Here is a 20424-nt window from a genome sequence, read left to right as displayed (position 1 = left end):
GAGCAAGGGATTTTGCTCGCGTCTCCTTAGGGTGCGTTTTCTACTGCATGCGGAAGGCCGGGCATCGATGAGAGGCCGGTTGGGCCGACCCCGTCAGTCCATCCTAAAGGATCGCGCTCGCTCAGCCGTCTTCGCCCGGCATGCCTGCCGGCCCAAGAGAGCAACTCAGCTCGCAGTTTTGCCGCTGGCCCGGCGAAACTCATCCGAGGTCTCGTCGAGAAAGACGTACAGCGCTTTAATCTTGCCATCGCGGACGGTGATCACGTCCCAGCCCGTATATTCGGGCGGCTCACCGCGCGGCCCCGAACCCCAAGCCAACCGTCCGGCGTTGTGGAGCACCTGCGGATTGCCGTGCGGCGCATAGATATAGTGCGGATGCGTGGCTCTTAGGTCGCCAGCGAACTTGTCAATCGCATCGTGGCCGATGATTGCACCGGGAGGAACGTATAGGACGCCGTCGTCTGCCCAGAGTTCGCCGATCGCGGCACGCCGCCGGTCGTTGTCGCCTTCGCCGAAGACCTCCTGGAGGTTCCGGTCGAGCAACTCGCGGATACGCTCTGCGGATTCGTTAGACTGTATCATGACATGCTTCCTTGAGAGGACGCCGAACCTCGGCCACGGTATTGTGTCGAGGTTCCTGGCGACACGTGTGACTTCAGATTTGAGCCTGGCCGCCATCGACGAAGAGTTCGATACCGTTGATGAAGCTGGCGTCATCAGAGGCAAGGAACAGCACAGCCTTGGCGATCTCTTCCGGCTGGCCGACCCGTCCGGCAGGAATCAGGCTCGCGAGATAATCCCTTGTGCCCTGCGCCTGGTTGCCGCCACCAAACAGTTCATCCAAACCGGCTGTATCGGTGACGCCGGGGCTGATCGCGTTGACGCGGATGTGGCGATCCTTCAGGTCGAGCATCCAGTTGCGGGCGAAGTTGCGCACCGCGGCCTTGGTCGCAGAATAGACGCTAAAGGCCGGTGTGCCGGAAATGCTGGTGGTAGAACTCGTCAGGATGACGGAGGCACCGTCCTTCAAAAGCGGTAGCGCCTTCTGCACCGTGAACAGGACGCCCTTCACGTTGGTGTCGAACGTCCGCTGATAATGTTCCTCGGTAATCGCACCGAGCGCGACCATTTCGCCGCCACCGGCATTGGCGAACAGCACATCGATCTGTGCGTGCTTCTGTTGGACGGCGTCGTAAAGCCGGTCAATGTCGGCGAGATCAGCCATGTCGCCCCGCACTGCCGTCACGCGGCCGCCGATCAGCTTCACGGCGGCATCCAATGCCTCCTGCCGGCGGCCGGTGATAAACACCGAAGCACCCTCTGCTGCGAAGGCTTTCGCCACGGCGAGGCCGATACCGCTGGATCCACCCGTCACCACCACGACCTTGTTGTTGAACCTGTTCATCATCGTCTTTCTCCTTCAAAACCGGCGAAGTGCCGTTGCTTTCGAATATGGAAGATGAACGATGAGGCTTGTAGTCAGCGATTTTGACACGTACCGTTCTATCAGAGGAACGCTGGATGCGGATTGATCTGAATGACTACGCCTATTTCGCCGAAGTCGTCGCTCATGGCGGCTTTGCCGCCGCTGGGCGGGCGCTGCGGGAGCCGAAGTCCAAACTCAGCCGAAGGATTGCGGGTCTTGAGGAGCGGCTAGGCTTGCGATTAATCGAGCGGACGAGCCGCCGCTTCCGGGTGACTGACACTGGCCAGGCATTCTACGAGCGATGCAGAGCAATACTTGCGGAAGCCGAACAGGCGGAAGCGCTGGTCGCGCAGGCGCAGGCGGAACCGCATGGCCGCATCCGCTTCAGTTGCCCAACAGGGATGGTCGCGCCCATTTCGACATTGATGTCATCCTTCCTGTTACGCTTTCCGAAAGTGCGGCTTCAGCTGGTGGCAACCGACCGGGCGGTGGACCTGATCGAAGAACGCATTGATCTCGCGCTTCGCGTCCGCGCCAGCCTTACCTCGGATGCAGCCCTGACCATGCGGTCGCTGGGAGCCTCGATCCGCATTCTGGTTGCCAGTCCTCAACTTGCCAGTCAGGTGGCCAGCATCGAGCATCTGAACACCTTCCCGGCATTGGCAACTGACCATGCGTCGGACGATCTCGAATGGCACCTGGAAGCGGAGGATGGTCACAAGCATATCGTTCGCGTCCAGCCGCGCATGGGATGCGAGGACATGGCAACCGTGCGCGATGCTGCAATCAATGGCCTGGGTATCGCGCTCCTGCCCGATCATGTCTGTCGCGATGCGCTGGAGGCTGGAAAGCTTGTGCGCGTGTTGCCAGCTTGGGGTGGGCTACAGGGCATCGTGCATCTGGTCTTTACGACAAGGCGCGGCCTGTCACCTGCCGTCCGGGCGCTCATCGACCACCTCGCTGCCGGCTTTCCCCGCGACGCCCTCAGCAAACGCACGTGACGCGGTACATCTGCGTAGCTAGCCCGCCAACTGGTTCTCATATCGCAAGGCCCAGTCGCGCAATGTCGCAAAGGTCGGCATGAGGTCGATGCCGGCCTGGGAGAGCGCATATTCGACCCTTGGCGGTATCTCTGCGTAAGCGGTGCGGATGACGATGCCGTTGCGCTCAAGGTCGCGAAGCTGCTCGGTCAGCATGTGCTGAGTGATGCCTGGCAGCGCTCGGCGCAGTTCGCCGAAACGCATCGGCCCAGCAACCAAGCTACACACGATCTCGATTTTCCACTTACCGGTGATCGCCCGGATCGCCCGCTGGAAGCGCATGACGTCGATCGGCTCCGGCCCTGTGCAGCCATCGCAATCTTCACCATATATCCGCGGCTCTATGGTCTGGTTTTTCATACTACCTCTGGAAAACTATCCTACTTGCCAATTTTCATATGCTTCGCAATGACTGGCCGCAAGAACAACTGAAGGTATGGAAAATTATATGAGCAAGATTCTTATAACGGGTGGTTCAGGGTTCCTCGGCAGCCATTGCATCGTAGCGGCGCTCGCCGCGGAGCATGAGGTTCGCACGACGCTGCGCAGTCTCGACAAAGCAGGCGAAGTCCGCGCCATGCTCGCGGCAGCCGGTGTAGACCCGAAGCGCGAGGTCGCATTTTATCAAGCTGATCTGGGGAATGACGAAGGTTGGAGCGACGCTGTCGCGGGCTGCGACTATGTTCTGCACACGGCATCTCCGTTTCCGTCAGCCCAGCCGGACGATCCGAATGACCTGATTGTGCCGGCGCGTGACGGAACGTTGCGTGTTCTTCGCGCGGCCAGTCACGCCGGCGTGAGGCGCGTTGTGCTCACATCATCCTTTGCCGCCGTTGGGTATGGCCCGGCTGCACCAAGCCATGTCTTTACTGAGGACGACTGGACGCCGATCGATGGGCCAAACCAGCCATACATCCTGTCGAAAGCCATCGCGGAGCGCGCTGCATGGGATTTTGTGAAGGACAGTGGAACACCCGAACTAAGTGTCGTCAACCCAACCGGAATATTCGGACCCGTGCTTGGCCCTCAGCTTTCGACGTCAATTCAGATCGTCAAAGGACTGCTGGACGGAGCCTTTCCACCTGAATTGCCGGATATGTGGTTTGGTGTAGTAGACGTGCGCGACGTCGCTGACCTGCACCTACGGGCCATGACTGATCCGTCCGCGGCGGGCGAGCGCTTCATTGCCGTGAGCGGCGAGCCGCTGTCTCTGGTGGACGTTGCAAGCATTTTGCGCGAACGCTTTGGCGAACTCGCCGCCAGAGTTCCTAGTCGTGGCGCCTCTTCCTCAGCTAGCGCGAGCCATAGACGCTCCAGCAGTGACAAGGCGAGGCAGAGGCTCGGGTGGAAGCCACGCACAAGCGAAGAAGCAATCGTCGCCAGTGCTGAAAGTCTTATCCAATTGAAATTGCTCGAAGTCCTAGATTGATTTCGAGGGGTGCGAGAACTTTCACAAAGGAATCGGGAACGGAAGCTTGGTCGATGTGCGATGAGAATATCGCGTACCCAACGGCGCAGCCGACTGTTCGACTACTTTCAAGGCGATAGGCTCGGTGTGAAACACAGGTCTATATACAACGGTTAACGCCTACGGCGATCGCAACGTCTCGCAAATGGTAGAGGCTGGAGGCTGTAAGTCCGCCTTCAGCTTCGGTGCCGCGGTCTCAGTGTAGGACGCTACTGAATCGACCCAGCTGGTACATGATTTTTCGACATTTTTGGTCCTGTTTCCTGATCCAGCGCGGAATTATATCCAGCGTGCGATAAGGAGAAATCCAATGAACTTCCGAACCATCATCGCGGCTACCTGCACCACGCTTTCGGTTTTGGCCGGCTTGACTGGTCTTCCGAAAGACGGCCAAGCCGACCCGCTTGTAGCCGAGGCAGATATCAACACGAGTAAACCCGCAGCAGATATACCGGACACCGAATTGACACGCGACGCGACGCGCCTCGTTCGCGAGGCGGAGGGCGACTTTCTGTTCGAGCACTCTGTCCGCGTCTATCAGTGGGCCGCGCTGGCGGGCAGACGCAAAGGGCTCATCTTTGATCCTGAGCTACTATATGTGGCGGCTTTGTTTCACGACTTTGGCCTCACGGACAGGTATGGTCAGAGCCATCTTCGCTTCGAAGTCGACGGCGCAAACGCCGCACGTGATTTCTTGCGCGGCCACGGCGTGGCGGAAGTTTCACGCGAGAATATCTGGCTTGCGATCGCGCTCCACACGACGAATGGCATTTCCGCCAACCTTTCCCCGACCGCGGCACTGGTTGCCGAGGGCGCCAATATGGATTTAGTTGGGGCAGGCTACGATGATTTCACGACTGCAGAGCGTAACGCAGTGGAGGCGGCCCATCCCCACCCGCCACACTTTGCGGATGGCTTCATGGACATTCTTTACAAGAGCCTTGGGCATCGTCTGGAGACGACACAGGACCCAGGGCTTGCTGATGTTATGGCTTATAAAGATCCTGCCTTTCGCCGCAGGGACTTCAGCAATTTGATGAGCAACTCGAAATGGGCTGTCGGCGATTAGGCGGACAGGCAGAAGTTCCGAGCTTTCACGAAAAGCAAACTCAAGGAGTTCATGATGACATTCGAAACCACCAATCCAAATCCCGAACAAAGGGATGCATCCGTGATGGCGTGGCGCGTCCATAACTTCGGCTCGCCAGAGGCTATGAAATTCGAGTCTGTCCCGAAGCCGGTGCCTGATCCAGGCGAGGTGCTGATCAAGGTCAAGGCCGCTGGAGTGGGCCCATGGGATGGATGGATCAGGGCAGGCAAGAGCGCCTTGCCTCAGCCCCTGCCCCTGACGCTCGGCTCTGATCTATCCGGAGACGTCGTTTCCATCGGCGCCGGTGTGGCCGGTCTTGCCGTTGGCGACCCGGTCTATGGCGTAACCAATCCGAGGTTCATCGGCGCATATGCGCAGTACGCGGTGGCGTCGGCGGAGATGGTGGCTCGCAAGCCTGCCACGATCAGCTACGTAGAGGCTGCCTCCATACCGGTGATCGCCGTCACGGCCTGGCAGGGCCTTTTTGATCAAGCGCAGCTCGTCGCCGGGCAAAAGGTGCTCATCCATGGCGCCGCCGGAAATGTCGGCGCTTACGCCGTGCAGCTTGCGAGACGTGCGGGCATCGAGATCATCGCCACCGCCGCCGGCAAAGATTTTCCCTACCTGCGTGAACTGGGCGCAGATATTTTGGTCGACTATCACAGCGAGCGCTTTGAAGACGTTGCCCGCGATGTGGACGCTGTCCTCGATCTCGTCGGCGGCGAAACGCAAAGGCGTTCGTTTCAGGTCCTGAGGCGCGGCGGAAAACTGGTCTCGGCTGTCTCACCGCCCGAACAGGATCTTGCCAGCCAGCATGGGGTTGAAGCGGCGTTCTTTCTGGTCAGCGTCGGAACCGAGCAGCTGACGAAGATCGCCGAGCTGATCGACAATGGCGCTTTGAAGACGCGGGTCGGGACGATCCTCCCGCTTGAGGAAGCGTACGAGGCTCATCTGATGCTGGACGGGGTGCGTCGTGCGCCGGGCGGCAAGATCGTTCTCTCCGTCTAAAGAACTGCCCGACAAGATCGCGTAGAGCTGGTTTAGGGTAAAGCGGGCACGCGCGGCTGACGTATCACCTCGAGCAGCCGATCGCAGGAGCGGGCAAGGTTCTTCATCGGCGTCGTCGCGACGCCGAGTAGGAGCCCGGGTGCCGCGTCGTCGGACGACACGTACCAGGCCGACAGCGGCGATGGTGACATTCCGAAGCTGAAAGCTGCGCGAGCAGCTGCCACGTCTGATACATCCTCGGGCAATCTCAGTAAGACGGCCAAACCGGTCGCCTCGGCGCTATCGACACCAACACGCGACCGCAAGCAATCCAGCAGCGCCTCTTGCCTGGCTGCGTAGGCGCGCTTGGTTCGGCGCAGATGGCGGATATAGTGACCTTCCTGCATGAACTCTGCGGTGGCGACCTGTATCGCAGGTCCAGGGGCCGGCGACAGACAGGCTGCCATCTCAGAGAACCGGCCGACGAGATCGGCCGGTGCGACGACGAAACCGAGCCGTATTGCCGGGCTGATCGTCTTGCTGAACGAGCCGATGTGGATGACGCGCCCACCCCGGTCGAGTGATGCCAGCGCCGGCGCGGCGCGTCCCGTCAACTGAAGCTCGCTCAGATAGTCGTCTTCGATGACCCAAGCGCCAGCGTTGCTGGCCCATTCCAGAAGACGCAGACGTCTATCAAGCGACAACGTCGGCCCAAGAGGTGCTTGCTGCCCTGGAGTGACGATAGCAATCTTGGCGTCGGGATGCTGACGCAATCCGAAATCAATATCCATGCCATCCGCATCGACGGGAATTGGTGCGAGTGATAGGCCGGAAAGCTCAAGGCCTTTTCTTGACCAGGGGAAGCCCGGATTTTCGACCCAGGCGGCATGGCCAGCCAGAGCAAGGACGCTGAGCGTCAAGCCGAGGCCTGCGCCGAATCCACCGGTGATAATCACCTGCGAGGGCGAGCAGTTTATCCCTCGGGCGACGGCGAGGTAGGAGGCGATTTCGCGCCTGAGCTCGAACTCGCCGCGCGGATCGGGATAAAGAGGCAACGCACCTGCCTTTGTGCGGGCAGCCTTCGCGTGGATGCGTGAGAACAACGTCGCTGGGAAGGTGTCGGTTGCCGGGACGCCCATCTGGAAGAACGCCGGTCCCTGCGTCATCTCCAGATAGGTCTCCAGAAACGAACCTGCCTGTGGCAGAGGGTCGCCTTTTTTGACCGCATGAGGGCGCTGCGCAACCCGGGTACCTGAGGCTCGGGACGCTTCGATCAGTTGTGCGGCGGCGAGTTTTGCGTATGCAGTTCGAACCGTTCCCCGCGCGACACCGAGTTGGGCAGAAAGATCCTGCCATGACGGCAGGCGTGCGCCGGGCACCAACACCCCGCTTTCCATAGCCACGGCCATCGCTTTTCGGATTTGCTCCGATAGGGACGTTTTGGCTGACCGATCGATATTAAAGTTCAATGGCTTGTTCATGAGCCATGGTACAGGATTTTGCTTCGTTCTTGGTACTTTATTCTGATCTTCCGGCTGGCCATCTTTCCAGCATCAGAAGGAGAAACCCATGAAAATCCGCACCATCCTCCCCGCGATCTGCGTCGCACTCGCCTTTACTCTTGGCGGGCATACCTTTGCCCATGACGGCCAGGTCGAAACGGTCATACCCAAATTCGATCAGGCGATTGGTAATATCCCCGGTAAGTCGTTTCGTGTCGTAGAGGTCGATTATGCACCGGGCGCAGCATCGCCGGCACATAGCCACGCCAAATCCGCCTTCATCTACGCCTATGTGCTTGCAGGCGCGATTGAATCGAAGGTGAACGACGGCCAAACCAGGATCTACAAGGTCGGCGACAGCTGGTTTGAACCACCCGGTGCGGTCCACTCGGTGAGCCGCAACGCGAGCAAGACAAAACCAGCCAGGTTGCTCGCAGTCTTCGTCGTGGATGGAGCCGAGACCACCCTTACCACGCCGATCAAATGAATGCGATCCGGGCGCTGACCAATGACAAGCCGGTGGACGACAGCCATATCGCTCCACAAGGCACCGAGCCGCGCGGCGGGATATCCCAAGTCATGCTGAGCCGCCTAGCCAGCCGGGTGCTAGTTTATCGACCGGGCTCGCAGCAAAGGAGATACTGATATGAACACAGACGAGCTTTCCAACTTAGGAATTCCTGACAGCAAACTCAGTCGCGATGTGACGCAGTTTATTCGCGACACGGAGGGCGACCTGCTCTTCCATCATTCTGCGCGCGTCTTCTGTTGGGGCGCCATAACAGGACGCCGCCAAGGCATGACCTTCGATCCCGAGCTACTCTACACGGCTGCGATGTTCCACGACATCGGCTTGACGGCGCGCTACGAGAACAGCCAGCTGCGATTTGAGGTCGATGGGGCCAATGCTGCCCGGGATTTCCTCAAGAGTTACGGCATCACCAACAACGACCTGCAAATCGTCTGGAACGCGGTCGCTCTCCACACCACGCCCGGCATACCGGAATTCATGGATCCCGAGATCGCGCTGCTTCAGAGCGGCGCCGGCATGGATGTGGCCGGCCGCGGCTATGATCAGTTCACCGATGAGGAACGGCAGGCTGTCGTCCAGGCTTTTCCGCGTGAGGATAACTTTAAGCACGGGATCATCGACGCGTTCTATCACGGCATGAAGCACCGGCCCCACACCACTTTCGGCACCTTCAATGACGACGTGCTGGCATTCAAGGACCCGAAGTTTCAGCGCGTCGATATGTGCAGCGTCATCCTGGGTTCAAGCTGGCCCGGCTGATTCCGGCGGCGAATACTGGTTCAGGAAACCGACCGCGTATTATTATAGGGCCGTGCGCCAACAAAGAAATGCCGCCTTATCCGGTGGCGAGAGTGGCTTCTGGATTTAGTCTCAGGAGCCAGCTTATCGTTTTCGATCTCCTCGTTGGTTTCAGTCGCCGATGTCTTCATCTTGGGCGGTCCCCGTCGAGGATCCGGCGATATCGATCTAGCTTCGCTAAGATTGCTGTCCAAGAACACCGTGAGTCGCAGGACACTTTTTCCGAGCGATTGGCTGCTATTTTAGACAGAGAAATCTCTCTGAAAGGTGGCGTCGCCTTAACGGATTTTGCTGATCGAGGTGATATTCGACCAGCATGACCGAAGAACCGCTTGCCCGTTACCACCGCCATCGTTTTCCGGCCGAGATTATCGCCCATGCCGTGTGGCTTTATTGCCGATTTCCGCTGAGCCTCCGCGATGTCGAAGACCTGCTTGCCGAACGCGGGATTGCAGTGTCGTTTCAGACAGTGTCGAAATGGGTGGTGAAATTTGGCCTCAAGTTCACTTATCAACTCCGGCGGCGATCACGCGGCAACTTTGCCGACAAATGGCATCTTGGTGAACTTGTGGTATCGATCAAGGGCAGGAAATACTGGCTGTGGCGTGCCGTCGATGCCGAAGGCTTTATTCTCGATGCGCTTTTACAAAGCCGTAGGAACAAGAGCGCTGCGCTGCGGCTGATGCGCAAACTGCTCAAAAGCCAGGGTGCCACGCCGAGGGTGATGGTCACCGACAAGCTGCGCTCCTATGCTGCCGCGAAAGCTGAGTTGATACCCGGCGTTGAGCATCGATCGCACAAGGGGTTGAACAACCGGGCCGCAAATTCTCATCTTCCGCTGCGGCGACGAGAGAGGCGGATGATGCGCTTCAAATCGGCGCGGCAATGTCAACGTTTCGTCTCGGTTCATGGCCAGGTCGCCAACCTCTTTCATCTCCATCGGAAACATCTCACTGCCGCAGACCACCGCCAACTCCGCGCCAGCGCCGTCAACACCTGGCGTGAAATCGCATTGTCGACCGTGCTCTGAAATTCGGGACGCGCGCCTTGCCCGCGGCTACGATCCGTAAAGGCGACGCCACCTTTGGGAGCTAGATCGCGCAACAGATGCTCTTTAATGGACCGGATGGCAGGCGCCGAGGCGTGAGGGTTGCACCGGCCACTGGCTGCTACAGATCGACGTCCGCCGCCCGATGACGGGCGCTCCCCCGTTTTCGCCTGACAGTTCTAGTGCTGTCCGTACCGCAATCTGTCTTTCATCCGCGGGACTGCGAAATCCAGGAATGCGCGCAACTTGAGTGGCACCTGGCGCTGACCGGGATAAATGAAGCTGACCGGGATGGCAGGCGGAGCGTGAGCGTCGAGAACGGTCACAAGCTTTTTCGCCTCGACCAGCTCATCGGCCAGGTAAGACAAAACGCACGCAATCCCCCCGCCGGCCAGCGCGGCGCTCAACGCTGCCTCGATCGAGTTGACGAGAAGGCGGCACGGCACCTCGACGGTCCGGCGCGCGGTGCCGGAGCCGAACTCCCAGCGCGTTCCGGTTGCCAGACCCTCATAGCCAATGCAGCTATGCGCGACCAGATCCGCAGGATGTTCCGGAACGTGCCGATCCTCGAAATAGGATGGACTGGCGCAGAGGACCTGGCCGAACGAACCGGCGCGCAAGGCGATCATGCTGCTGTCTGGAAGTTCGCCGACGCGAAGCGCAAGATCGACGCCTTCCTCTCCCACGCTGATCTTGCGGTCGGTGAGTTGAACGCTGACGCGGATGTCGGGGTATTCGCGCAGGAATTCGGCAACGACCGGCATCACATGAACGCGCCCCAGAACCTGCGGCACGCTGACCGTAAGCAAGCCGCGCGGCGTCTCGTATTCGCCGGCCGCATCGCGTTCCGCTTCGGCCAGGTCTTCGAGGATCCGTCGGCAGGAGGACAGATAGGTCCGCCCGGCCTGCGTGAGCGTGAGCTTGCGATTGCCCCGCACCAACAGGCGAAACTTCAAATGGTCTTCGAGCTCGGACACCCTTCGGCTCACCGTCGCCAGGGGAATACGCAGGCGCCTGCTGGCCGCCGACAGGCTGCCCGTTTCCACGGCCGCCAGAAATATTGTCATTGCCTCGAGGCGATCCATATCCTTCCACCTATGAAAGGGTGCTTCTCGTTTTTAACGGCTGCTGCTCAGCCTTGGAAGGGTTTATTTTAAACCATGCCAAGGAAGGGTTGCTGCCATGAACCTCGAAACCATCAAGACGAAGAGTGCTGAAGGCGTCCTGTTTGCAGAGATCGACGCACCGCCGATGAACCTGATCGGCCCCGAACTGGTTCGGGATTTCGTATCGCTGATCGAACATGCCGAGAGCGACCCTGACATCAAGGTCGTCGTCTTCCGCAGCACCGATCCCGACTTTTTCATTTCCCACGTCGATGTGACCCGCGTCAGCGAGTATCGCAACGAGGCCGCAAGGCTCGCAGGCGAACCCTCCATCGGTCTCCTGTTCCGCCACCTCAGCCAGAGCCGCCTCATATCGATCGCCCAGATCGAGGGTCGCGCCCGGGGCGCCGGAAGCGAGTTTGTCCTTGCCTGCGACATGCGCTTCGCGGCCCGGGGTGCGGCGGTCTTCAGCCAGATCGAGGCTGCCTTCGGCGCGCTTCCGGGCGCCGGTGGCGTCCAGCATCTGGCCCCGCTTGTCGGCCGCGGCCGCGCGCTGGAAATCATGCTGTCCGCCGAGGATTATGATGCCGATACCGCCGAGCGCTACGGCTGGATCAATCGGGCGCTGCCGCCCCTGGAGCTTGCCGATTTCGTGACCGCGCTGGCCCATCGCATCGCGCGCTTCCCGGCTGCGGGGCTCGCCGCTATCAAGGATCGGGTGAACGCCGCCACCCTTGCGCCGATCGAGGACTTCCGGCGCGACTCCGACCTCTTCGGCGAAAGCCTGCGCCATGAAGAGGCCGGACGGCGCATTCGACGCGCATTCGAGCACGGCTTTCAGACGCGAGACGCAGAGCTTAGCCTTGCCCCCTTGCTGGGCTCACTGGATCAATGAGAGGATCGACCGATGTTTACGAAAAAAGACGTTCGCTTTCCCGCAGAGGGCGGTATCGAGTTATCCGCATGGCTCTACATACCGCAGGGCCAGCAGCAACCGCTTCCGGCCATCACCATGGCCCATGGCTATGCCGGTACGAAGTATCACGGCATTGATGCCTTTGCCGAAGCCTTCGCAAAGGCCGGTTTCGTGGTGCTGCTGCATGACCATCGCGGCTTTGGCGACAGCGGCGGTCAACCCCGCCATGACGTCAACCCGTGGCAGCAGATCACCGACTGGCGCCGGGCGATCTCGTATCTGCAGCAGCGCCCCGAAGTCGACGAAAATCGCGTCGGCCTGTGGGGAACGAGTTTCGCCGGCGGCCACGCCATCGTCCTCGGTGCGACCGACCGCCGCCTGAAGGCGATCGCGGCCCAGGTTCCAACGATCGACGGATATGCCTCGGGCCTGCGCCGGGTACCCTCGGAAAAAGTGGCCGATCTCGAAGCGCTGCTGGCCGCCGACGACCTTGCCCAGCTTCGCGGCGAGCCGCCCGCGATGCAGGTGATCGTCAGCACGGAGGCGGATCAGAACTCGTCCTACAAGGCAACCGACGCCGTGGACTTCTACCTGAAGAAAGCGCCCGCCGGAAAATGGGAAAACAAGGTCACGCTGCGCTCGACCCGCTGGTCCCGCATGTATGCCCCCGGCGAATGGATAGACCGCGTCTCTCCCACCCCGCTTCTGGTGATCGTGGCAGACCACGACCATACCGCCCCGACCGATCTTGCACTCAAGGCCTATGAGCGCGCCCTGCATCCCAAGCGTCTCGTCATGATCCAGGGCGGCCACTTTGACCCCTACGAGCGGGAATTCGAAACCTCATCGGGAGCCGTCATCGACTGGTTCCGGTCCCACCTTTGATAGACTGCAGGGACGGTGGCCGAATCCTACGCGCCGATGAACATCACCGTCTCCTATGCTAGCCAGGGCGGACGCCCAAGCCCTTCCTTATGATCATCGACTGGATTCAGTTTGGAGGGGACTGGAATCGCGACGGCACGATGCGCGCCGTCGAAGACAATACGACCTGAAGGTTGCTTCGGAATTCATTCTGCCGGTGCCGACGGCACTCGCCCCCAAGGGTTAGGTGCCCGCGAGACTGAAACCCTCCCCCAAACACACGCCGCCCGTGCCGCATACCCCCATTCGGCTCGGAGCAACAACAGAAAGGACCTCGAAATGTCTGCAATGACCAGAACCCTCTTCGTTTCCCTCGGCCTCGCCCTGATGTCGGCATCGCTGGCAGAGGCAAAGACCATGTCGCCCGCTGCCGTCGCAACAATCGGACAGCACAAGCTGCTGACGGATGCCGATGGTCAGTCGCTTTACACCTTCGACAAGGACCAGCCCGGAAAGTCCGAATGCACCCTGATCTGCGCTCTCGCCTGGCCTCCGTTCGAAGCACCGGCCGGCGCCAAGGCTTCCGGCCCTTGGAGCATCGTCACGCGGCCGACAGGCGTCACCCAGTGGGCCTATAACGGCGCGCCGCTCTATACCTATCACTTCGATTCCCAGCCGGGAGACGTCCATGGTGACGGCGCCGAAGGCGTCTGGCATGTCGCCCGGCCGTAACGGCATCGCGCCGGACCGCGGATTACGTGTCCCGCACTGGCAACAGGGCAAGCACAATCGGCCATAAGACACCCGACAAACTTACCCTGCCGCGCAATTTGACTTGGAGGTCTCTCTTCTGGCAGTGCTAACCGTGTGGAGGATCGCCGGGTTCAGCAGGTCCCGCCTCGCGAGCGTCTTGCCCCGCGCGGCCCCAGGAGTTCCTGGTCGCTTTCGCGCCTCTCCGAAACGATCTACCGCAGCCTGTACGTACAGGCCCGCGGGGCGCTGAAAAACGAATTCTCGAACACCTTAGGGCAAGACGAACAATCCGTCGTTCCCGGCATGCCAGCATGACACGGAGCGGCTTGGGCCAGATCAAAGATGCGATTTCCATAAGCGAGAGACCTGCGTCTGTCGAAGACCGTGCCGTTCCCGGTCGTTGGGAGGGCGATCTTATCGGCGGGTCGAGGAACAGCTACATAGCGACGTTGGTCGAGCGTCACTCGCATTATGTCATGCTGATCAAGGTCGCAAACAAGGATACCGAAAGCGTGGTCTCTGCCCTTATCAAGCAGTCGCAGAAACTACCGTGCGAACTTCAATCACTGACCTGGGATCGGGGCAAGGAACTGGCCGACCATCAGCGTCTGGCAATGGCCGCTGACGTTGAGATCTACTTCTGCGATCCCCGATCACCCTGGCAGCGCGGTTCGAATGAAAACACCAATCGATTGCTGCGCCAGTATCTCCCACGCCGCACCGACCTGTCCGTACACAGCCAAGCCAAGCTCAGTGCAAATAGCGCATGAGGATAGGTGGCGGAGGACTGCGCCCTCGGCCTCCGCAAGTGTCCGCGCTTCGCTTCATCGCCTTTCTCCGTTCGTTCGTATGGTAGGAACGTCCGTGAAATCCATTGATCGCCCGGGCTAGGCCCTGATCTCTCAGTCGGCGTTCGACGGCGGCGTCTGACAAAAAAGACCTACGCGTTGAACCACTTGGTGGGATCCAGCCGGTGTGAAATGCGACGAGACGATGCAGCAAGGTTACTCGCAGTCTTCGTTGCGGATGCAGATGAGACGGCTCTTCCCTCTCAATCAAATGAATGGGATCCCGCGTCTAACAGCCCAGTGGAACTACAGCCTATTGCTCACAACGGAACCAACCGCTTGGTGAGGAGCCAACTTCATGCGGAGCGGCCCATCCGCCGGCTGGTGTGTTTTTATCTCCTGGTCTCGCAGGCGGTCTAACAGTCATGAGTCCATGCAGCAGCGCGCGACAGAACCCGTCATCTTGTGCTGCGCCGCGTGACGCGGCGCAGCGACTTGTTTTGGGTCAGGCGCCGGCGATCGCGCGCCGGACATCCTGGGCAAAGCCCTTGACGGTGAAGCCTTCAGGCAACTGATCGATCAAGATAAGGTCGGAGATCGAGTTCTTCGTGCGAAGCGGCAGGATAGCCTGGTATTCAGGCGAATTGTACCAGGTGTCAGCTGCTTCGCGGCTCGGAAATTCCATGAGGACGACGGCACCAGACCAAGTCCCCTCGACAACGGTCGCAGGTCCCTGCGCAAGCCATTTACCGCCAAATGGAGCAACTGTTGCTTCAACGCTTTCGAGATAAGTGAGGCCCTGGTCATTGGGAACGTCGCCGGGGATTCGCAGGTGGTTGATCAGATAAGTAGTCAAGGTTTAACTCCTGTTGATGGATTAAATTGGAAACTGTCGATGCTAGGCGAGTGAAGCCAAATGCGACTTTTCGAAGGGGAACAGCGCCTGGAAATCCCCCCGCCGCATGGCGTTCGGCCAGTTCGGGTTGCTGATGAGGGCTCGTCCGATTGCTATCAGATCGAATTCTTCCTCTTCCATGCGTCGCAACAGTTCCTCCAGCGTGCCGAGCGGTGCGCCATTTGACTCGCCGAGCAGCTGTTCGAGGAAATCGGCACCAGAGAGGCCAACCGAACCAACGCTGATCGTTGGCCGCCCTGTGATCTTGCGGGTCCATCCCGCGAGATTAAGTGAGGAGCCCGTAAATGCCGGCTCCCAAAAGCGCCTCGTCGAAGCATGAAAAATATCGACCCCGGCGTCGCTGAGTGGGCCTAGAACCTGCTCAAGCTCCACAGCATCTCCCGCGAGCGTTGCCGCATAGTCCTGAAGTTTCCATTGCGAAAAGCGGAAGATGATCGGGAAGTCAGGTCCGACGGCCTGACGAACGGCCCGGACGACATCTGTCGCAAATCGCGTCCGTTGCGCCGCGTCGCCACCGTAAGCATCCGCGCGGCCGTTTGTGCGCGACCACAAAAACTGGTCGAGGAGGTAGCCATGGGCTCCGTGGAGCTCTACCGCGTCAAATCCAATCTTGCGAGCGGCCGCGGCAGCCGTGGCAAACGCCGCAATGCTATCGGCGATATCGGCATCGGTCATCGCCCTCGCCCCAGATTCCGTTTCGCTCGGGCCTTCAGAGGGCGTTTCCGGTGATGGTCCGGTCCCTTTTGCGCGGAGGTTGCCGAGATGCCAGAGCTGCGGCGCAATTCGCGACCCGGCAGCATGGACTTCCCTCACTACTTTTGCCCAGCCAACGAGGCTGTCGGGTGAATGGAAATTCGGGATAGACGAACTACTTGAGGCGGCAGGACGCCCGATAGTCGTGCCTTCGGTGATGATCAATCCGACACCACCCTCGGCGCGACGCCGATAATATTGCGATACATCCTCACCCGGAACGCCGTCTGGACTTAGCTTCCGCGTCATCGGAGCCATGACGATGCGGTTTCTCAGGTCCAATTGCCCAAGCTTAAAGGGACGGAAAAGGGGGGTGACGTTCATGGTGCAGAATCCTCAATTCGATCGCGCTTGCGTACTTGCTTTCGTGCCGACGCTCACGGGCGATCGGCCGAGATAGATGTTTGCTGGCTGAGCAGCCAACCTTTGGTTTCGTGGAGAATCTCTTCTGAGAGAGTGGCATCTTCGCTGATCCGCGAGAGGATCAAGGCGCCGATCATTGCGGACCAACTGCCGACCGCTATCTGTCGCCGCTGTTCGTCAGTCTTGCCGGCAGCCCCTGCCGCAAGAAAATCGATCTGGCTGCGAATGGCCTGCGACATCGCCGCACGGCTCGCATCATGTCCGCGGGCCGTCTCCGAGCCAAGGGCCGCAAATACACAGCCTGAACCGATGCTGTCCCGGTGCTCGGAGTTCAGGTAACTCTCTGCAAGTGCGGGAATGCCAGGAGCACCGTTGATCGCTGCCTCCTGCTGCACGGCTAAGGCTTGGCTGATGGCTTGCGTTGCCAAATCCGACTTGTCCGAGAAATGCCTGTAGAATCCGCCGTGCGTCATTCCAGCGGCTCTCATGACATCCGCCACGCCGACCTGCTCGATGCCCTTTTCTCGAAATAGCCGTCCTGCGGCCTGCAAGATCAGCTGGCGATTAGCGTCTTTCTTGGCTGCGCTGTTTCGCATGGCGGCTCACCTTCCCTAGCAAATGGATGATAACAATCATCTAAACGTTCGCGGGCGGTTTTGCAAGGGGGCGCCGAAAGATTCATGCGAGTATCAGTGCTCCGGCGGGGTGACGCCACTTCCCCTCCAAGACTGGTTCTCATTCACGTACTGCTCAGAAGCCGCGCGGGTTTTGTCGCAAACGTTTGAAAAGATCGCAGAAGCGGCCATCGCTGGACACAGTTATGCAGCGAGTGCGGCGAATTGCTGAAATGCCGATTGGCCACTGGTTGAAAATTGGCGCTTGCGGATCATGTGAGCCACCTCGTTACCATCCAGGCCCCTGAACATTAAAGGGGCATCTGTGGACGCCCCGGGGAATGAAGGTTGAACAGCGGCCCTGCCGCATCTGGCTGAAAATCATTTACTGGCAGCACGACGAGATCCCAGCCTTACACCGGATCGGCGAACTCTAAGATGTCGAGAAGGCTAGCCAACCGACGGCAACGTAATGTCCATCTGGAAACAAAGTCATGCGGAGTGACGATCCTGCGAGGAAGCTGAGATTGGCTAAGGCCTCAGTGCGGGGTTAGCTTATGAGCTTTAACGAATGCAAGTACCGAGGCGAGGAATTCCTCCGGCTGCTCAAGATGAGCGAAATGGCCGCTATGGGCAAAGCGTACCAGCTCGGAATTTCGAAGGCTGTCATGCAGGGTTTCGCCCCATTTAGGCCCGCATATGAAATCGTGATCACCTGTGAGAATTAGCGTCCGCACGGAAAGATTTTGAAGTCTCGATCGAGCATCAAAGGGTTCGTTGTTGCCAATGAGAAGTGTGGCGTTAATCCCTGCGCGAAACGCTTCAAGATCAAGCTTCTCTCGGACACCATCGGCAAAGTAAGCGGGGAGTAGGTCGCGCATTATCTTTGTATAGTCGTCATCGCTCGACATCTTAGGGACCGACTGCCAAGCTTGGAGTACCGCTGGCCCATCGGCGTGATGGCGATCAGCAAAGGCTTGAATGCCGTTTGCGGCGTTCCTCATAAAGTCATTGCCTGTCACCGCCGACGATGAGTACAAGATCATCCCCGATACGCGATCGGGGCTTCCGCTCGTATGTTCCTGGATGACAAAACCGCCGTGCGAATGACCGAGAAGGATGACATTAGAAATGTCGAGCGTCTCAAGAAATCTGCGAAGCTGATTTGCAAAGAGTTCAATAGTATAGCCGTGCGGATGTTCTGCTAATTGGCCTGAACCACCTGTACCAATCGGCTCAAGGTACACCATGGTAAAATGGCGCTCCAAGAGGGGCATGCGAAGATATTGCCAGTGAATTCCTGGGCCGCCGGGATGAACCACGATCACCGGCCCTTTGCCCGTGACATGAAAACTTTGGCGAATTCCATCGATATCGACGACATGATGTCCGGAACTCAGGGTATTCAAAATCGACATTGATCAGCCTTTATCAACAGAGCGCATTCGTACTCACCGAATTACGCAATTAGCCTGAGCTAGCGAGCCCGACCACACACACTCCGGTGACAACACGATCTTTTGAAAGACGTCGAGTCTCCTGACCACTCGTGGCGTCGAACGGTCATCCACGGCTTGCATGGGAGCGGAATACAAGAACGCTAAACCAGCACCTGTGCAACGGCTGCAAGCTTCGCGCGATCAAAATAGCAAACACTGGCTTTGGCGTGCCGTTGATCGCCTTTGGAGTAGTCACGGAGGGGGCCTCACGCGCAGCTGATCTACGCTCCATTGCGCTCTGGATTGAAAAACAACCAAGCTGGTCCTATCTTCCGTTCGTAATTCTGACGGGGCGCGGCGGTGGTCCAGAACGCAATCCATCGGCGGCGAGACTGCCGGAAATCTTGGGCAATGTCAGTTTTGTCGAGCGTCCATTTCACGCGACAACCTTCATCAGTATAGCCCGTTCCGCACTCAGGGGGCCGCGGCGTCAGTGTGAAGCGCGTCAACGCATCATCGACTTGGATTAAGGTGAGCGGCGGCGGCAAACAGCACTGGACGCTGGCAGCCGCCGGGATCGCAATCGTGAGTCGCGATTGCTCCCCATCGCCCACTGGCTGCTCGCGGCTGCCGAGAACGGCCTGAAAGCGCGTGACCGGTTGGCGCTGGCCGGCGATCGTAACTGGTTTCGTCGTGGCCCTAGCGATCCGTTTCGGGGCCTTGCATTGGAATTAGTCGCTGCCACACTACGGCGAGCCTTCCGGCGACACGTGACGGCCGCGACCCGGGCCCGGCGCCCCTTGCTTCCGGACGGCGGCAGGAGAAGACTGGCCCGCCATTAAGGACTGAAGGAGAAGAGAATGATAACTGGTTCGCAATGCCGGGCGGCGAGGGCACTCGTCGAGATCACCCGCGGCAAGCTCACCATCCGCTCCGGCATCGATGAAGCCGTCATCCGCGACTTCGAACACAAGCACTACGAGCCTGACGACAAGACCATCGCGGCCCTCCAGGCAGCCCTTGAAGAACTTGGCGCGGTGTTCATCGAGGAGAACGGCGGCGGCATCGGGGTACGGCGTAAGTTCACGGAATCGGAAGCGAAGCGCATCGCCCGCATGGAGGGCGAGGGCGGGATAGTCGCGAACGACCGGGTGCCCTGATCTTCGGGACGCGCACCCGCATTCGCACCCTCGTCCGGAGTCCCGCGGCCCGCGCGGAAGCGCTATCGACTCATGCCTTCCGCCCCTTGGAAGGGGCGTACCGAAGGGACCCGCCACTTCCCGCCTCAAAGGCTTCGATCCCGGCGTGGGCTTCGGCCGACGACGTCGCGTTGCGAAGGCATTCCCGATAGCCAGGCTGGCGAAGCAGGCGGACGGATCGCGACAGCGCGGGAACGAATCCTTCCCTGCTGTCGCGAGGCCATATCACGCCGAGCAGCAGATTGACTTTCCTGTCGTCGGGCGCGTCGAACGAGATGGGGTGCTTCAGTGTCTTGAAGCTCGAAGTCAGAGTATTAATTGAACTGAGAGGTTTTTCGATATTTAACGCCTGGTGGGGATAGCTCTTGATGCCATCTGTATTAGGCTGGTTCGACCAAACGCTCCACTGTTTGCCTGCATGAACCGAAATCGTCTGAGGCCCGGCGCCGGTTCCCCATACATCATTATTCCAAGAATAACCGCCGTAGGAAAAGTCTCCGTATGGAGAGTTCGAGCTCCAAATCGGCGCGTTTGCCGGAAGAGGCGCGGCAATCGATGATCTGGCGTTATTCACAGCTTGCCTGAATAGTTTATCATGCTGTGCATCCATGTAGCCGGGCAAGCCTGGCGATCCAATACCGTCTATTCGATCGGGAACCATAAGCTCGCTTTCTGTAACGTGAACACCGCGGAAGCGGGTTTCCACCTTACCGTCGGGCATAGGCACTTCGTTGTTCATGTCATTCGGCAACATGGTCTCCCAGAATATCTGCCGCTCTGTGGCGCCCAGCGCCCGCGCGGCTGTGACGAAGTCGGCCGTTG

Annotated in this window: 20 protein-coding genes and 4 pseudogenes; 14 read left to right on the top strand and 10 right to left on the bottom strand. The window is 59.4% G+C overall.

The annotated features are described in order from the left end of the window. Window positions 1-165: 165 nt before the first annotated feature. Both A6U98_RS00800 and A6U98_RS00795 read right to left on the bottom strand, forming a co-directional pair. A complete protein-coding gene (locus tag A6U98_RS00800) occupies window positions 166-582 on the bottom strand; it encodes a nuclear transport factor 2 family protein (RefSeq protein ID WP_064647204.1) in 417 nt (138 codons plus the stop codon). Window positions 583-655: 73 nt separating this feature from the next. Further along, entirely contained in the window at window positions 656-1408 is a 753-nt protein-coding gene (locus A6U98_RS00795) for a glucose 1-dehydrogenase (RefSeq protein WP_064647202.1), read from the bottom strand. Window positions 1409-1521: 113 nt separating this feature from the next. On the opposite strand from A6U98_RS00795, the gene A6U98_RS00790 reads away from it, so the two are divergent. Next, window positions 1522-2427 (top strand): LysR substrate-binding domain-containing protein, encoded by a 906-nt coding sequence (locus A6U98_RS00790; protein ID WP_064647200.1) that lies wholly within the window; start codon window positions 1522-1524, stop codon window positions 2425-2427. A gap of 18 nt (window positions 2428-2445) precedes the next feature. On the opposite strand, the gene A6U98_RS00785 is transcribed toward A6U98_RS00790, so the two are convergent. Beyond that, window positions 2446-2826: a helix-turn-helix domain-containing protein gene (locus A6U98_RS00785; protein ID WP_082933820.1), complete on the bottom strand. Its 381-nt coding sequence runs from the start codon at window positions 2824-2826 to the stop codon at window positions 2446-2448. A gap of 88 nt (window positions 2827-2914) precedes the next feature. Between A6U98_RS00785 and A6U98_RS00780 the strand changes: the two genes are divergently transcribed. The 3 genes from A6U98_RS00780 (at window position 2915) to A6U98_RS00770 (ending at window position 6032) form a co-directional block, all read left to right on the top strand. After that, window positions 2915-3895, top strand: a complete 981-nt coding sequence (locus tag A6U98_RS00780) for an aldehyde reductase (RefSeq protein WP_064647198.1) — start codon at window positions 2915-2917, stop codon at window positions 3893-3895. 349 nt (window positions 3896-4244) lie between these two features. After that, window positions 4245-5003, top strand: coding sequence for an HD domain-containing protein (locus A6U98_RS00775; RefSeq protein ID WP_082933819.1), 759 nt, complete (start codon window positions 4245-4247; stop codon window positions 5001-5003). Between the two features lie 54 nt (window positions 5004-5057). Then, window positions 5058-6032, top strand: coding sequence for an NADP-dependent oxidoreductase (locus A6U98_RS00770; RefSeq protein WP_245304471.1), 975 nt, complete (start codon window positions 5058-5060; stop codon window positions 6030-6032). 32 nt (window positions 6033-6064) lie between these two features. Here the strand turns inward: A6U98_RS00770 and A6U98_RS00765 are convergent, their stop codons facing one another. Next, window positions 6065-7492 (bottom strand): PLP-dependent aminotransferase family protein, encoded by a 1428-nt coding sequence (locus A6U98_RS00765; protein WP_064647196.1) that lies wholly within the window; start codon window positions 7490-7492, stop codon window positions 6065-6067. A gap of 88 nt (window positions 7493-7580) precedes the next feature. On the opposite strand from A6U98_RS00765, the gene A6U98_RS00760 reads away from it, so the two are divergent. The 3 genes from A6U98_RS00760 to A6U98_RS00750 all read left to right on the top strand — a co-directional run bounded on the left by A6U98_RS00760 (window position 7581) and on the right by A6U98_RS00750 (window position 9873). Next, window positions 7581-8000, top strand: coding sequence for a cupin domain-containing protein (locus A6U98_RS00760; RefSeq protein ID WP_064647194.1), 420 nt, complete (start codon window positions 7581-7583; stop codon window positions 7998-8000). 159 nt (window positions 8001-8159) lie between these two features. After that, the gene (locus tag A6U98_RS00755) at window positions 8160-8804 is read left to right on the top strand and encodes an HD domain-containing protein (RefSeq protein WP_064647193.1); all 645 of its coding nucleotides are present in this window, start codon (window positions 8160-8162) and stop codon (window positions 8802-8804) included. 355 nt (window positions 8805-9159) lie between these two features. Next, on the top strand, window positions 9160-9873 hold the full coding sequence (locus A6U98_RS00750) for an IS6 family transposase (protein WP_064647191.1): 714 nt from the start codon (window positions 9160-9162) through the stop codon (window positions 9871-9873). A gap of 197 nt (window positions 9874-10070) precedes the next feature. Here the strand turns inward: A6U98_RS00750 and A6U98_RS00745 are convergent, their stop codons facing one another. Continuing rightward, window positions 10071-10976: a LysR family transcriptional regulator gene (locus A6U98_RS00745; RefSeq protein ID WP_064647189.1), complete on the bottom strand. Its 906-nt coding sequence runs from the start codon at window positions 10974-10976 to the stop codon at window positions 10071-10073. Between the two features lie 97 nt (window positions 10977-11073). On the opposite strand from A6U98_RS00745, the gene A6U98_RS00740 reads away from it, so the two are divergent. The 5 genes and pseudogenes from A6U98_RS00740 to A6U98_RS00725 all read left to right on the top strand — a co-directional run. Further along, on the top strand, window positions 11074-11892 hold the full coding sequence (locus A6U98_RS00740) for an enoyl-CoA hydratase/isomerase family protein (RefSeq protein ID WP_064647187.1): 819 nt from the start codon (window positions 11074-11076) through the stop codon (window positions 11890-11892). A 12-nt stretch (window positions 11893-11904) separates the two neighbouring features. Then, window positions 11905-12798, top strand: coding sequence for an alpha/beta hydrolase (locus tag A6U98_RS00735; RefSeq protein ID WP_064647185.1), 894 nt, complete (start codon window positions 11905-11907; stop codon window positions 12796-12798). Window positions 12799-12813: 15 nt separating this feature from the next. Next, a pseudogene (locus tag A6U98_RS37455) lies at window positions 12814-13024 on the top strand (hypothetical protein); the annotation flags it as partial. Window positions 13025-13125: 101 nt separating this feature from the next. Then, window positions 13126-13509, top strand: coding sequence for a hypothetical protein (locus tag A6U98_RS00730; protein WP_064647183.1), 384 nt, complete (start codon window positions 13126-13128; stop codon window positions 13507-13509). 225 nt (window positions 13510-13734) lie between these two features. Then, window positions 13735-14288 (top strand): annotated as a pseudogene (locus A6U98_RS00725) (IS30 family transposase); the annotation flags it as partial. Window positions 14289-14823: 535 nt separating this feature from the next. Here the strand turns inward: A6U98_RS00725 and A6U98_RS00720 are convergent. The 4 genes from A6U98_RS00720 to A6U98_RS00705 form a co-directional block, all read right to left on the bottom strand. Continuing rightward, a complete protein-coding gene (locus A6U98_RS00720; protein WP_056541577.1) occupies window positions 14824-15174 on the bottom strand; it encodes a DUF1330 domain-containing protein in 351 nt (116 codons plus the stop codon). 42 nt (window positions 15175-15216) lie between these two features. Beyond that, complete coding sequence (locus A6U98_RS00715; protein ID WP_064647181.1) at window positions 15217-16311, bottom strand: NADH:flavin oxidoreductase; 1095 nt, start codon at window positions 16309-16311, stop codon at window positions 15217-15219. Window positions 16312-16364: 53 nt separating this feature from the next. Beyond that, window positions 16365-16946, bottom strand: a complete 582-nt coding sequence (locus tag A6U98_RS00710; protein WP_064647179.1) for a TetR/AcrR family transcriptional regulator — start codon at window positions 16944-16946, stop codon at window positions 16365-16367. A 557-nt stretch (window positions 16947-17503) separates the two neighbouring features. Next, complete coding sequence (locus A6U98_RS00705; RefSeq protein ID WP_064647177.1) at window positions 17504-18382, bottom strand: alpha/beta hydrolase; 879 nt, start codon at window positions 18380-18382, stop codon at window positions 17504-17506. A gap of 221 nt (window positions 18383-18603) precedes the next feature. Here A6U98_RS00705 and A6U98_RS37450 point away from each other — a divergent pair. Together A6U98_RS37450 and A6U98_RS00700 are read left to right on the top strand one after the other, a co-directional pair. After that, window positions 18604-18930: pseudogene (locus A6U98_RS37450) on the top strand (hypothetical protein); the annotation flags it as partial. 333 nt (window positions 18931-19263) lie between these two features. Then, complete coding sequence (locus tag A6U98_RS00700; RefSeq protein ID WP_064647175.1) at window positions 19264-19563, top strand: hypothetical protein; 300 nt, start codon at window positions 19264-19266, stop codon at window positions 19561-19563. Window positions 19564-19633: 70 nt separating this feature from the next. Here the strand turns inward: A6U98_RS00700 and A6U98_RS35390 are convergent. After that, window positions 19634-20424: pseudogene (locus A6U98_RS35390) on the bottom strand (PTS sugar transporter subunit IIA); the annotation flags it as partial.

The sequence above is a fragment of the Rhizobium sp. WYCCWR10014 genome (assembly GCF_001657485.1).
In the GTDB taxonomy this organism is placed as follows: domain Bacteria; phylum Pseudomonadota; class Alphaproteobacteria; order Rhizobiales; family Rhizobiaceae; genus Rhizobium.
This window is presented reverse-complemented; position numbering and strand designations above follow the sequence as displayed.